The sequence below is a fragment of the Zhengella mangrovi genome (genome assembly GCF_002727065.1).
GTDB classification, from domain to species: Bacteria; Pseudomonadota; Alphaproteobacteria; order Rhizobiales; family Rhizobiaceae; genus Zhengella; species Zhengella mangrovi.
This window is the reverse complement of record NZ_PDVP01000007.1, coordinates 202721-215606: the sequence shown is the minus strand read 5'-3', so window position 1 is coordinate 215606 and position 12886 is coordinate 202721. Positions and strand designations below refer to the sequence as shown.

General features: G+C 65.7%; 13 protein-coding genes and 3 tRNA genes. 12 read left to right on the top strand and 4 right to left on the bottom strand.

The features are described from left to right. From CSC94_RS13655 to CSC94_RS13645, 3 genes are all read right to left on the bottom strand, one after another. Positions 1–119: GTP-binding protein (locus tag CSC94_RS13655; protein ID WP_165784434.1), on the bottom strand; the 119-nt coding region annotated here is incomplete at its 3' end. A 173-nt stretch (positions 120–292) separates the two neighbouring features. Continuing rightward, positions 293–366, bottom strand: a tRNA-Gly gene (locus tag CSC94_RS13650). Between the two features lie 16 nt (positions 367–382). Further along, a tRNA-Tyr gene (locus tag CSC94_RS13645) sits at positions 383–467 on the bottom strand. Between the two features lie 202 nt (positions 468–669). Between CSC94_RS13645 and CSC94_RS13640 the strand changes: the two genes are divergently transcribed. From CSC94_RS13640 to CSC94_RS13615, 6 genes are all read left to right on the top strand, one after another. After that, positions 670–1527 (top strand): TrmH family RNA methyltransferase, encoded by an 858-nt coding sequence (locus CSC94_RS13640; RefSeq protein ID WP_099306897.1) that lies wholly within the window; start codon positions 670–672, stop codon positions 1525–1527. A gap of 171 nt (positions 1528–1698) precedes the next feature. After that, positions 1699–3108, top strand: a complete 1410-nt coding sequence (locus CSC94_RS13635; protein WP_165784433.1) for a circularly permuted type 2 ATP-grasp protein — start codon at positions 1699–1701, stop codon at positions 3106–3108. A gap of 1 nt (position 3109) precedes the next feature. Next, the gene (locus tag CSC94_RS13630) at positions 3110–4051 is read left to right on the top strand and encodes an alpha-E domain-containing protein (RefSeq protein ID WP_099306895.1); all 942 of its coding nucleotides are present in this window, start codon (positions 3110–3112) and stop codon (positions 4049–4051) included. A 5-nt stretch (positions 4052–4056) separates the two neighbouring features. Next, on the top strand, positions 4057–4851 hold the full coding sequence (locus tag CSC94_RS13625) for a transglutaminase family protein (protein ID WP_099306894.1): 795 nt from the start codon (positions 4057–4059) through the stop codon (positions 4849–4851). Between the two features lie 41 nt (positions 4852–4892). Next, a complete protein-coding gene (locus tag CSC94_RS13620; protein ID WP_099306893.1) occupies positions 4893–5627 on the top strand; it encodes a proteasome-type protease in 735 nt (244 codons plus the stop codon). Positions 5628–5701: 74 nt separating this feature from the next. After that, positions 5702–5777, top strand: a tRNA-Thr gene (locus tag CSC94_RS13615). A gap of 116 nt (positions 5778–5893) precedes the next feature. Here the strand turns inward: CSC94_RS13615 and CSC94_RS13610 are convergent. Further along, positions 5894–6844, bottom strand: a complete 951-nt coding sequence (locus CSC94_RS13610; protein WP_099306892.1) for a LysR family transcriptional regulator — start codon at positions 6842–6844, stop codon at positions 5894–5896. Positions 6845–6943: 99 nt separating this feature from the next. Between CSC94_RS13610 and CSC94_RS13605 the strand changes: the two genes are divergently transcribed. The 6 genes from CSC94_RS13605 to CSC94_RS13580 are packed head-to-tail and all read left to right on the top strand — an operon-like array spanning position 6944 to position 12885. Continuing rightward, entirely contained in the window at positions 6944–7822 is an 879-nt protein-coding gene (locus CSC94_RS13605) for a dioxygenase family protein (protein WP_099306891.1), read from the top strand. Continuing rightward, positions 7822–8886: a maleylacetate reductase gene (locus CSC94_RS13600; protein ID WP_099306890.1), complete on the top strand. Its 1065-nt coding sequence runs from the start codon at positions 7822–7824 to the stop codon at positions 8884–8886. The genes CSC94_RS13605 and CSC94_RS13600 overlap by 1 nt, the downstream gene beginning before the upstream one ends. A gap of 30 nt (positions 8887–8916) precedes the next feature. After that, positions 8917–10197, top strand: a complete 1281-nt coding sequence (locus CSC94_RS13595) for an ABC transporter substrate-binding protein (RefSeq protein WP_099306889.1) — start codon at positions 8917–8919, stop codon at positions 10195–10197. 53 nt (positions 10198–10250) lie between these two features. Further along, positions 10251–10970, top strand: a complete 720-nt coding sequence (locus tag CSC94_RS13590) for an ABC transporter ATP-binding protein (protein WP_099306888.1) — start codon at positions 10251–10253, stop codon at positions 10968–10970. Next, entirely contained in the window at positions 10967–12181 is a 1215-nt protein-coding gene (locus CSC94_RS13585) for an FAD-dependent monooxygenase (protein WP_099306887.1), read from the top strand. Before CSC94_RS13590 ends, CSC94_RS13585 begins: the two co-directional genes overlap by 4 nt. Next, a complete protein-coding gene (locus CSC94_RS13580) occupies positions 12181–12885 on the top strand; it encodes an ABC transporter ATP-binding protein (protein WP_099306886.1) in 705 nt (234 codons plus the stop codon). The genes CSC94_RS13585 and CSC94_RS13580 overlap by 1 nt, the downstream gene beginning before the upstream one ends. Position 12886 lies beyond the last annotated feature (1 nt).

Here is a 12886-nt window from a genome sequence, read left to right as displayed (position 1 = left end):
TTGAAGTCGCCGAAATACTTCGTGATCGCAGCCGTCAGAGACGTCTTGCCGTGGTCGACGTGACCGATCGTGCCAATGTTCACATGCGGCTTGTTGCGCTCGAATTTACCCTTCGCCATCGTCCTGGAATCCTGTCGTCTGTTGGCCGGTTACAACGGGGCCATGGCCCCTGAAAGCGATGACGGGGGCATATAGCCTGTTAAGGCCGGAAGCAAGGAGAAATTTGCCCGGAGAAATTGCCTTTGACGCGCAGGGGCCTGCGCGCCGACCTTGATGTTTCACTTGAGAAATCTGGAGCGGGTAGCGGGAATCGAACCCGCATATTCAGCTTGGAAGGCTGCTGCTCTACCATTGAGCTATACCCGCATATCTGCCAGGCCGGTGGTGGAGGGGGCTGGATTCGAACCAGCGTACGCATAGCGAACGGATTTACAGTCCGTCTCCTTTAACCACTCGGACACCCCTCCGGAACCGGTCCTGAGGCAGAGCCACGAGGCATTCGCAAGACCAGCAAGCAACCGGAAATTCCTTCGCCGCCGAACCGCGAGTGGCCTTATGGCGATTGCGCCCATGCCTGTCAACCGGCCCTGATCGTTTCTCGTGCGCTTTTTTGGAAACCGTTCGCAAACCCCGTAGGCATGCCCCGCGAGCACTGATAAGGAATGCGCCATGAGCGACGACGAAAAACCGAACCGCACCGACCGCGACAGCCATTATGCCAAGCTGCGCCGCGCCCACCGCGATGCCAAGCGGGGCGGTCCGCCGCCGCGCCGCAAGCCCGCGCCCGTGACCGGCGACATGCCCGATGACGGCCTGGTCCGTCTTTATGGACTGCACACGGTGCGCGAGGCGCTGGCAAACCCGGCCCGTCGCTGCGTTCGCCTGCTTGCCACCCGCAATGCCCTGGCCCGCCTGGGACTGGAAGACGAATCGGCCGCACCCTGCCCCGTGGAAATCGTCGAACCGAAGGCCATCGACCGCATCACGGGTTCCGAGGCGGTCCACCAGGGCGCCCTCCTGGAAGCGCAGCCGCTCCAGCCAAAACCCCTCGACGCGCTCGGCGACACCCGGCTGCTCCTCGTGCTCGACCAGGTGACCGACCCGCACAATGTCGGCGCGATCATGCGCTCGGCCGTCGCTTTCGGCGCCGGCGCGCTCGTCACCACCGCCCGCCACAGCCCGGCCGAGAGCGGTGTGCTGGCCAAGTCCGCGTCCGGTGCGCTGGAGCACATCGACCACATCACCGTGCGCAACCTGGCCGAGGCGCTGGAGGCGATTGCCGCGGCGGGCTTCCAGACCATCGGCCTCGATTCCGATGGTCCCGAGGAACTCGAATCGACCCTGGCGGGCGAACGGATCGCCCTCGTTCTGGGCGCGGAGGGCAAGGGCCTGCGCCAGAAGACCCGGGAGACGGTAACGGCGCTCGCCCGGCTCGACATGCCCGGCGCCATCCGCTCCCTGAACGTCTCCAATGCGGCCGCCATCGCGCTCTACGCGGCGACCCGCCACCTTGGCGCGACGGGCTGAATGCCCGCTTTTTAGGCAGGCCGCCGCTTTTTCGTTCAACCGCGCCCAGTCGCGCCCGCCGTTCGCCGCAACCGGACGGGGCTTGCCGAACTGGCTTGCCTTTTGCATCCTAAAAGCGTGAACTTGTTGAGCTAACCCTGTAAGGTCATTGGCAAGGAGGACAGGCATTCCGTGACATTCTTTGACGAGATGCGACAGGACGAGACCACCCGCTGGCCTTACCAGGACTTCGACCGGTGGTTCTCCCGGCAGATGCCGGACGATCTGCAACGCAAGATGAGCGATGCCGAGCAGGTCTTCCGCCGAACAGGCATCACGTTCAATGTCTATGGTGAAGCCGAGGCTGCGGAACGCCTGATCCCCTTCGACATCGTGCCGCGCATCCTGTCCGGTGCCGAGTGGCGCCGCCTGGCACAGGGCATCGAGCAGCGCGTGGTCGCGCTCAATGCCTTTCTCGACGACATCTACAACCGCCAGGAAATCGTTAAGGCAGGCCGCATTCCCGTCGAGCTGATTTCGCGCAACGAGGCCTTCCTGCCCGAGATGCTGGGCGTGCGCCCGCCCGGCGGCGTCTACACGCATATCATAGGCACCGACATCGTGCGCACCGGCGAGAACGATTTCTTCGTCCTGGAGGACAATGCCCGCACCCCCTCCGGCGTCTCCTACATGCTGGAGAACCGCGAGACGATGATGCAGCTCTTCCCCGAGCTGTTCCGGGAAATCCGCGTCCGGCCGGTGGAGAACTACCCGCAACTGCTGCGCCGCTCGCTGGAGACCGTCGCGCCGCCGGCCTGCGACGGCCCGCCGACGGTCGCGGTGCTGACACCCGGCATCTACAACTCGGCTTACTTCGAACATGCCTTCCTGGCCGACCAGATGGGCTGCGAACTGGTCGAGGGCTCCGACCTGCGCATCGAGAACGGCCGCGTCGCCATGCGCACGACCGCCGGCTACAAGCCGATCGACGTGCTTTACCGCCGCGTCGACGACGATTTTCTCGATCCCCTCACCTTCCGCCCCGATTCCGCCCTGGGCGTGGCCGGCATCATGGACGTCTACCGTGCCGGCGGCATCACCATCGCCAACGCGCCCGGAACGGGCATCGCCGACGACAAGGCGATCTATTCCTACATGCCCGAGATCGTCGAGTTCTACACCGGCCGCAAGGCCATCCTGCAGAACGTGCCGACATGGCGCTGCTCGGAGGCCGACAGCCTGGCTTACGTGCTCGAGCACCTGTCCAGCCTGGTCGTGAAGGAAGTGCACGGGTCCGGCGGCTACGGCATGCTCGTCGGCCCGGCCGCCAGCAAGAAGGAACGCGAGGCCTTCGCCGCCAAGCTCAAGGCCCGGCCGGGCAACTACATCGCCCAGCCGACGCTGGCCCTGTCCACCTGCCCCATCCTGACGGGCAAGGGCCTGGCGCCGCGCCATGTCGACCTGCGCCCCTTCGTGCTCGTGTCGGACCAGGTCCGGATCGTTCCCGGCGGCCTCACCCGCGTCGCGTTGAAGGAAGGGTCGCTGGTGGTCAATTCCAGCCAGGGCGGCGGCACCAAGGACACATGGGTACTGGACGACTGACATGCTTTTGGGACGCACCGCCAACGGACTTTACTGGATGCACCGCTATATCGAGCGGGCCGAAAACATCGCGCGCCTCGTGGACACCGGCCTCCACGTCGCCCTGACCAGCAGTTCCGACCAGGCCGACAGCTGGGAATCGGTCCTGCAGAGTGCCGGCGCGGCGGTTGCCTTCCGCAATCGCCACGGCGACGTGGATCCCGCCAGCGCCATCAACTTCATGCTGCGCGATACCGCCAACGGCTCCTCGGTGCTGCAATGTTTCGAGACCGCGCGCAGCAACGGGCGCATGGTCAGGACCGCGCTGACCCGCGAAGTCTGGGAAAACCTCAACACCGCCTGGATGAACCTCAAGGCGGCGCTCGCCAATCCGGTCGAGGAAAAGAAGCTGCCCGAGGTGCTCAGCCTCATCAAGCGCGAGTCGGCGCTCATCCGCGGCGCCTTCGTCGGCACCATGCTGCGCGACGAGCGCTTCGATTTCGCCCGCCTGGGCACCTTTATCGAACGCGCCGACAACACCGCGCGCATCCTCGACGTCAAATATTACGTGCTGCTTCCGGCAACGTCGTGGGTCGGGTCGTCGCTGGACAACCAGCAATGGGAATCCATCCTGCGCTCGGTCTCGGCCCACCGCTCCTACCGCTGGGTCTACGACGTCCAGTACAAGCCGGCCAACATCATCGATTTCCTGGTCCTCAATCCGCGCATGCCGCGGTCCCTGGCCTTCTGTGCCACCAACATCGTCGACAACCTCGCCTACCTGGAACGCGACTATGCGACACGGCACGCCTGTCACGATACCGCCGACAGCATGCTTGCAGGCTTGAAGAGCACGACGGCGGCGGACATAATCGACCGCGGACTGCACGAGTTCCTGATCGACTGCATTTCCGGCAACAACAAGCTCGGCAACGAAATCGCCGAGTCCTACCGGTTTTATTGACAGCCATGCGCCTGACCATCCGCCACCATACCGAATACAGGTACGACCAGCCGGTCCCTTACGCGCTTCAGCGCCTGCGGCTGGTCCCGCGCAACGATGCGGGACAGACCGTCGTCAACTGGTCGCTCGACATCACCGGCGGGTTGACCGAGGCCCGTTTCGTCGACGGGTTCGGCAACGAGAACTGGCTGGTCAGCGCCCGGGACGGCACCGACCACCTCTCCATCGAGGCCACCGGCGTCGTGGATACCATCGACACGACCGGTGTACTCGGAGCCAACCGGGGCCCGGCGCCACTGTGGCTCTACGTCGGCGAAACGCCGCTGTCCCGCCCCGACGACGCGATCCGGGCGCTTGCCGAGGAGACCGGCGGCCGCGGCGACCTGGAATGCCTGCACGCACTGATGGAGCGCATCGCCGACCGGATCGCCTATGTACCGGGTTCCACCCATTCCGCAACGACGGCGGCCGAGGCGCTGGCCGGCGGCCAGGGCGTCTGCCAGGATCACGCCCATGTCTTCTGCGCCGCCGTGCGCAGCATGGGTGTGCCGGCCCGCTACGTCTCGGGCTACCTCTACATGGACGGCACCGAGCAGCAGGTTGCCAGCCACGCCTGGGCCGAGGCGCATGTCAACGGGCTGGGCTGGGTCGGCTTCGACTGCGCCAACCGCATGTGCCCGGATGACCGTTACGTGCGCATCGCCCACGGGCGGGACTATGCCGATGCCAGTCCCGTGTCGGGAATTCGTTTCGGTCACGCGGAAGAAACGCTTGCGGTGAACATCAACGTGGCGCAGTAATCAGGCGGTGTGCAGCAACCCGGCCGAGACTGATTCCCGCCATGACCTATTGCGTTGCCCTCAAGATGAATCGCGGTCTCGCCTTCATGTCCGACACGCGGACGAACGCCGGCGTCGACAATGTTTCCGTCATGCGCAAGATGTTCTCCTGGGAAGTCGAGGGAGAGCGCTCCATCGTGCTGCTTTCGGCGGGCAACCTGGCCACGACCCAGGCCGTCGTCAGCCTGCTGGACGAGCGCTCCAAGGCACCGGGCGACCGCCGCTCCACCCTGCTCGACACGCCGTCCATGTTCCAGACCGCGCGCCTGGTCGGTGACACGCTCAAGGAAGTCATCGCCTCCACGGCGCAGGGCGGGCAGAGCGCGGAATCGACCTTTCACGCCAATTTCATCCTCGGCGGCCAGATCAAGGGCAGCGAGCCGCGCCTCTTCCTGATCTACCCGGAAGGCAACTTCATCGAGACCAGCGACGAGACGCCGTTCTTCCAGATCGGCGAGCACAAGTATGGCCGCCCGATCATCGTGCGCGCCTACGATCCGGACATGAGCTTCGCCCAGGCCGCGAAACTGCTGATCGTCTCCTTCGATTCCACGCTGCGCTCGAACCTGTCGGTGGGCCTGCCGCTCGACCTGATGTTCTATGACCGCGACCGGTTCAAGCTGCGCCCGCGCCACCGGTTCACCGCCGACGACCCCTATTACCGGACGATATCGGAAGGCTGGTCGGAGGCCTTGCGCGCGGCGTTTGCCAAACTGCCGGACTACGGCGAGGCCTGACGGCCGAAGGCGGGTCACCGGCGATCAGCAAAAGGCTTGCAGCCCGCGCGGTTTGTGGTAGGCATGGCGCCAGTGCCCTTGTAGCTCAGTTGGTAGAGCACCTGATTTGTAATCAGGGGGTCGGCGGTTCGAGTCCGTCCGGGGGCACCAGCGACATCCAGGTGACAGGCCCACCTGTCGGGACTGGCGCGATTACCCGGGACTGCAGGGAACGGTCACGTCAACCGGATTTCCGGCCGGTCGTCCCATGGCATCCTGAAGACAGGTCAGGCGCCCCAGACGACCGCCTGTTCATGCCGCTTGATCAGGTGGCTGAGGTCGGCGAAGGACCGCACGATATGGCGCGCGAACCGGTCGACGGCCGGCGAGCGCGTGGCAGCCGAAAGCCGCAGCAGGCCCAGCGCGCGATCGGGATGCGGCACCTTGATCGGCAGCGCGGTGATGTGCCGGTCTTTCCGGAAGGCGAAGACGACACCATGCGGAAGCACCGTCAGCGCATCGGTCGCCGCCATGTAGTTCAGCACGCTGGCCAGCGATCCGCCGGAGAACCGGATCTTCACCTCGGTCGCGCCGAGCGAGTGCAGGATCGAGCGAAGGTCGGCATGCAGCGGGCTGCCCGGCGGCGGCGCGATCCACGAATACTCCAGCAGGTCCGTCGTTCTCAGCTTCCGCTTCATGAGCAGCGGATGCGTGGCCCGGCAGGCCACCACGTTGCGGCCGGGCAGGATTTCCTGGAACTCGAGGCCCGATCCCTCGTCGAGGATGTCGATCGGACAGACGGCGAGGTCGATCCGGTCGGCCTCCAGCGCCGCGCGCAGATCGGGCAGATAGCCATAGGATTGTTGAAAGCGGATATCGGGGTATTCGTTCTGGAAGCTGGCGATCATCGGCGAGATCAACGCGTCCATGAAGAACGGCACGCCGCCGAGCCGGACCAGGCCGCTCGTGCCGCCGCGGAAATTCTCGATCGTCTCGGAAGCCGCGCGGGACGCGGAAAGTATGATCAGCCCGTGTTCGGCCAGCATCCTGCCGAGCGGCGTCGGGACCACGGGCCGTTTTCCCCGCACGAAGAGGGGCTCGCCGAGGCGTTTCTCCATCAGGCCCAGCGTGCGCGACACGGCCGGCTGCGACATGCCGAGCATGGCCGCGCCTTCCGTCACGCCACCGGCCTGCACCACCGCTGCAAGCTGGACCAGATGCCTCTCATCGAACTTCATAGCAAAATGATATATTATGTCGCGTGAAAATCATATCCGCGATGGAAAGGCATATTACCCTCCGGGATGAGGATGGAACGGTGACGATCGGGAGGATCCATGTCGTCGTTACGCAAGGGCGTTGACTTCAACGAGACCACCGCGCCGGCCATCGTCACGGGCCGGCTGAAGACGGCGCGCGACGAGCGGCTGTCGGAATCGTTGACCGCCATCGTCCGCCATCTCCATGCCGTCGTTGCCGAGCTTCGCCCGTCGCGCGAGGAACTGCGGTCCGTCATCGCCTTCCTGACCGACGTGGGCCATGCCTGCGACGACCACCGCCAGGAATGGGTGCTGCTGTTCGACCTCCTGGGCGTGTCCTCGCTGGTCGAGGAAATCAACACCGTCAGGCCCGCCCGCGCCACGCACAACACCGTCCGCGGGCCGTTCTACCGTCCCGACGCGCCCCGGCTTTCGCTTGGCGCCTCGATCTCGCTTGATGGCAAGGGCGAACCCCTCGTCGTGCGCGGAAAGGTCGTCGACCTCGACGGCGAGCCTGTCGCCAATGCCAGGGTCGAAACCTGGCAGGCCAACCACGAAGGCCTGTTCGAAAACCAGCAACCGGACCTGCAGCCGGAGTTCAACCTGCGCGGCATCTTCTCGACCAACGCCAGGGGAGAGTTCTGGTATCGCAGCGTCAAGCCGAAGGGGTACGGCGTCCCGAGCGACGGCCCGGCGGGGCAACTGCTCGAGCAGCTGGGATATCCGCTGCGCCGGCCGGCCCATCTCCATTTCCAGATCGCCGCGCCCGGCTTCCAGACGATCACGACCCAGGTGTTCGACGGAAACGATCCGCTGCTCGGCGAAGACGCCCTGCTCAGCGTGCGTCCGGACCTGATCGGCACCTTCCGGCCGGTGAACGACGGCACCGCCACGCCGGAATGGGCGCTGGATTTCACCTTCACCATGGCCCGCGCGCGCCGGCAGGAGGCATCGTGATGCACATCGACCCCTTCGTCTTTCCCGGCATTCGCTCGCGCGTCATCTTCGGCTTCGGAACGATCGCGCAGACGGCGGCCGAGATCGAACGGCTTGGACGCAGCCGCGCCCTCGTGCTCTCGACGCCGCAACAGGAGGCCGACGCGCACAGGCTCTCCGGCAGCCTTGGCCCGGCCGGCGCCGGCGTGTTCTCCGGCGCCGCCATGCACACGCCGGCCGAGGTGACGGAACAGGCCCTGGCGGTGTTTGCGGAGTCAGGCGCCGATTGCGTGGTGTCCCTCGGCGGCGGCTCGACCACCGGTCTCGGCAAGGCGATCGCGGCGCGGACCGGCGCCGACCAGGTCGTCATTCCGACCACCTATGCCGGCTCGGAAATGACCGACATCCTCGGCGAGACGGCAGACGGCCGCAAGGTCACCCGGCGCGATCCCTCGATCCTGCCCGAAACCGTGATCTACGACATCGACCTGACCCTGACGCTGCCGCGCGCGATGACGGTGACGTCGGCACTCAACTCCATCGCCCATGCCGCCGAGGCGCTCTATGCGCCGGACCGCAACCCTGTCATCAGCCTCGTTTCGCTCGAAGCCGTCCGCGCGTTCAGGCAGGCGCTTCCCGTCATCGTCCGGGACCCGCAGGACCGCGGGGCACGCAAGCTGGCCGCCTATGGCGCCTGGCTCGGCGGGATGGCCCTTGGCGGCGTTTCCATGGCGCTGCATCACAAGATCTGCCACACGCTGGGCGGCACCTTCAACACGCCGCACGCGGAAACCCACGCGATCATGCTGCCGCACACCATTGCCTACAATGCCGTGGCCGTCCCCGACCTCCTGGCCCCGCTCGGCGACATTTTCGGCGCGACCCCGGGCAAGGGGCTGTACGCCATGGCCAGGGACCTCGATGCGCCCATGCGTCTCGCCGATCTCGGCCTCAGCGAGGCCGATCTCGACAGGGCCGCCGACCTGGCGACCCGGAACCCCTATTCCAATCCGCGTCCGATCGAACGCGACGCAATCCGCGCACTGCTGCAGGACGCTCTGGAGGGGCGTCCGCCGCAGATCTGAGTCCACCGCATCGCAAGGGAGGAACCAACGATGATCACACGACGCAGACTTCTGAAAAGTGCCGCAGCCACCGGTGTGCTTGCCACCGCCCCGGGTTTCGCCATGCCCGCCATCGCGCAGAACAGCAAGATCAAGCTCGGTTACGTCAGCCCGCAGACCGGCCCGCTGGCCGGATTTGCCGAGGCCGACAACTATATCGTGTCCAGCTTCCTGCAGACGACGAAGGACATGGGTCTCGACTTCGACGTGATCGTCAAGGACAGCCAGTCCAATCCCAACCGCGCCGCCGAAGTGGCCCGCGAACTGATCGTCGACGACGAGGTCAACCTCGTCATGGTGGCCTCGACGCCGGAAACCACCAACCCGGTCGCCACCACCTGCGAGGGCGAGGAAGTGCCCTGCCTCTCCACCGTCGCGCCGTGGCAGCCGTGGTTCATCGGCCAGCAGGGCAACCCGGGCGATCCGGCAAGCTGGAAGCCGTTCGACTACGCCTATCACTTCTTCTGGGGCCTTGAGGATGTCATCGCCGTCTTCACCAACATGTGGGGCCAGCTGGAAACCAACAAGCAGGTGGGCGGCCTGTTCCCGAACGATGGCGACGGCAACGCGTGGGGAGATCCGAACGTCGGCTTCCCGCCCGTGCTCGACAAGCTTGGCTACGGGCTGACCGACCCGGGCCGCTACCAGAACCTGACCGACGACTTCTCCGCCCAGATCAACGCGTTCAAGGCGGCCAATGCCGAGATCATCACCGGCGTGATGATCCCGCCGGATTTCACCACCTTCTGGACCCAGGCCAAGCAGCAGGGCTTCACGCCGAAGATCGCGTCGATCGGCAAGGCCCTCCTGTTCCCCTCGGCGGTCGAGACGGTCGGCGACCAGGGCCATAACCTGTCGTCGGAAGTCTGGTGGTCGCCGAGCCATCCCTTCAAGTCCTCGCTGACCGGGGCGAGCGCAAAGGAATTCGCAGACGATTTCACGTCCGTGACCGGTCGCCCCTGGACGCAGCCGATCGGCTTCGTGCACGCGCTGTTCGAAGTCGCCGTCGACGTGATGAAGCGCGTCTCCAACCCGGCCGATGGCGACGCCGTGGCCGAAGCGATCGGCGCAACGAAGCTCGACACGCTGGTCGGTCCGCTGGAATGGGGCACCGGCGCCCTGCCACCCTTCGCGGCCAAGAACGTCGCCAAGACGCCGCTGGTCGGCGGCCAGTGGCGGCTCAGGAACGGCGGCGGCTACGACCTCGTGATCGTCGACAACCAGACGGCGCCGAACATCCCGACCGGCGGCAAGATGGAACCGATCGCCTGACGAAACCGGAGGGGACCGTCGCGTCCCCTCTCCTCTCCCCGACCGAGAAGACCATGCCGATCCTTTCGCTTTCAGATGTCTCGAAGTCCTTCGGCGCGCTCCAGGTCGCGCGAGCCATCTCGTTCGACCTGGAAAAGGGCGAAGCGCTCGGCATCATCGGCCCGAACGGCGCGGGGAAATCGACCCTGTTCAACCTGATTACCGGCAACCTGCAGGTCGATGCCGGCCGCATTCACTTCGAAGGCCGCGACATCACGCGGGTACCGGCCGAGAAGCGCTGCCTGATGGGGTTCGGGCGCTCATTCCAGATCCCCCAGCCGTTCGAGAAGCTCACCGTGTTCGAGAATCTTGTGGTGGCCGGCGCCTTCGGATCGAACCTGCCGGAAAACCAGGTGACCGGACTTTGCGCCGAGATCCTCGTCGAATGCGGCCTCATCGACCGCGCCAACGATCCCGCCGGCAGCCTGACGCTGCTGCAGCGCAAGCGGCTGGAACTGGCGCGGTCGCTGGCAACCAGTCCGAAGGTCCTGCTGCTCGACGAGATCGCCGGGGGCCTGACGGAGGCCGAGTGCCATGCGCTGGTCGAGACCATCCGCGCCATCCACGCGCGTGGCGTTTCGATCATCTGGATCGAGCACGTCCTGCATGCGCTCAACTCGGTCGTGTCCCGGCTGCTGGTGCTGGACTTCGGAAAGGTCATCGGCCTCGGCGAACCGGGCGAGATCATGGCGTCGCGCGAGGTCCGCGAAATCTACCTGGGAATCGAGATATGAAAAACGCTCTTGTGATCGGCGCAGGCATCGGCGGCCTAGCCGCAGCGCTCGCATTGCACGAAGCCGGCTGGAAGGTGCGGGTCGCCGAGAGTGTCAATGAACTGAAGCCGCTTGGCGTCGGCATCAACCTGTTGCCGCACGGGTCGGCCGTCCTCCACGGCCTCGGCCTCGGCGCTGCGCTGGACGCGACCGGCATACGCACTCGCGCCATCGAATACCGGACGCGCTACGGACACGTGGTCGCATCGGATCCGCGTGGCATCGAGGCCGGGTTCGAATTTCCGCAATATTCGATCCATCGTGGCGAGTTGCAGTTCCTCCTCCTCGCTGCCTTGCGCGAACGGGCCGGAGCCGATGCCGTGCGTTCGGGAATGCGGTTGCAACGGGTCGACCAGGACGAGACCTGCGCCAGGGGCTGTTTCTCCAACGGCGAAGTGCTGGAAGCGGATATTGTCATCGGCGCAGACGGCTTCAACTCCGCCGTGCGCGCGCAACTCCATCCGGACGAAGGGCCGGCACATGCCGAAGGAACGATGATGTTCCGCGGCGCGGTTGAACGCGAGCCGGTCTCCGACGGCCGCACCATGTTCATCGCCGGCAACCATGACCTGAAATTCGTCTGCTACCCCATTTCCGAGAAGGCCCGGCAACAGGGCCGGTCGCTGGTGAACTGGGTCGCCGAGATTCGCCACGACAGACCGCGCCCGGCGACGGAGGCCGATTGGGTCGACCGCGGCGTCCGCGATTTCATCGACCGCTTCCGCGATTTCTCCATGCCCGACGTCGATGTCGTCGACCTCATGAAAGCGACGCCAACGGTGCTGGAGTATCCGATGATCGACCGCGATCCGCTGCCCTGGTGGGGCAGACGCCGCATCAGCCTGCTCGGAGACGCCGCGCATCCGATGTATCCCATCGGCGCGAATGGCGCCTCGCAGGCCATCGTGGATGCCGAGTGTCTGGGTCGTTTCATGAAGTCCTGCAGCGATCCGGTCGAGGGCCTTGCGGCCTACGAGGCGGAACGCCGGCCGAAAACGCGCGATGTCGTGTTGGCCAACCGTAAATCCGGCCCGGAGCGCGTGCTCGATATCGCCGACAGCCGGCTGACGGGACCCGATGACAAGGTCGACGACCTGATTTCTCGCGAGGAGGTGGAGGCCGTCGCGCGGCAATACAGGCAAGTGGCCGGTTTCAGAAAGGCCACGGAGTGATGGCGTTTCTGGAAACCAGGGCCCTCACCGCCAGCTACGGCGACTTCCAGGCGCTGTTCGGGGTCGACATCGCGCTCGAGGCCGGCGAGACGATCGCCATCATCGGCGCGAACGGCGCCGGCAAGACGACGCTGCTGCGCTCGATTACCGGGATCCTGAGGAACGGCGCCGACCAGGTGCTCTTCGATGGCAAGCCCATCGGCACGGCAAGCCCGCCGGAGATCGTCCGGCACGGCATCGCCATGGTGCCGGAAGGGCGACGCCTGTTTCCCTCCCTCACCGTCGAGGAGAATCTTCTGATCGGGCGTTATGGCCGCAAGGCGGAAGGCCTGTGGAACCTCGACACCGTGTATGACCTTTTCCCGGTCCTCAGGCAGCGGCGCAACAGTCCCGGCACCGCGCTGTCGGGCGGGCAGCAGCAGATGGTCGCCATCGGCCGCGCGCTGATGTCCAATCCCCGTGTCCTCCTGTGCGACGAGATCAGCCTCGGCCTCGCGCCGGTCATCATCCGCGACATCTACGCCGCCTTCCCGCGCATCCGTCAATCCGGTGCGGCGATCGTCGTCGTCGAGCAGGATATCGGCCAGGCGCTCAAGGTGGCGGACCGTGTCTACTGCATGATGGAAGGCCGTGTCACCCTGTCCGGCAAACCCGCCGACCTGTCTCGCGACGCCATTCACAACGCCTATTTCGGGACCGCATGAG

Bases quoted from the DNA above. Each gene is read 5' to 3' on its own strand.
- CSC94_RS13640 (WP_099306897.1), top strand. From the start codon at position 670: ATGAGCGACGACGAAAAACCGAACCGCACCGACCGCGACAGCCATTAT.
- CSC94_RS13630 (WP_099306895.1), top strand. From the start codon at position 3,110: ATGCTTTTGGGACGCACCGCCAACGGACTTTACTGGATGCACCGCTAT.
- CSC94_RS13625 (WP_099306894.1), top strand. From the start codon at position 4,057: ATGCGCCTGACCATCCGCCACCATACCGAATACAGGTACGACCAGCCG.
- CSC94_RS13620 (WP_099306893.1), top strand. From the start codon at position 4,893: ATGACCTATTGCGTTGCCCTCAAGATGAATCGCGGTCTCGCCTTCATG.
- CSC94_RS13610 (WP_099306892.1), bottom strand. From the start codon at position 6,844: ATGAAGTTCGATGAGAGGCATCTGGTCCAGCTTGCAGCGGTGGTGCAG.
- CSC94_RS13605 (WP_099306891.1), top strand. From the start codon at position 6,944: ATGTCGTCGTTACGCAAGGGCGTTGACTTCAACGAGACCACCGCGCCG.
- CSC94_RS13600 (WP_099306890.1), top strand. From the start codon at position 7,822: ATGCACATCGACCCCTTCGTCTTTCCCGGCATTCGCTCGCGCGTCATC.
- CSC94_RS13595 (WP_099306889.1), top strand. From the start codon at position 8,917: ATGATCACACGACGCAGACTTCTGAAAAGTGCCGCAGCCACCGGTGTG.
- CSC94_RS13590 (WP_099306888.1), top strand. From the start codon at position 10,251: ATGCCGATCCTTTCGCTTTCAGATGTCTCGAAGTCCTTCGGCGCGCTC.
- CSC94_RS13585 (WP_099306887.1), top strand. From the start codon at position 10,967: ATGAAAAACGCTCTTGTGATCGGCGCAGGCATCGGCGGCCTAGCCGCA.
- CSC94_RS13580 (WP_099306886.1), top strand. From the start codon at position 12,181: ATGGCGTTTCTGGAAACCAGGGCCCTCACCGCCAGCTACGGCGACTTC.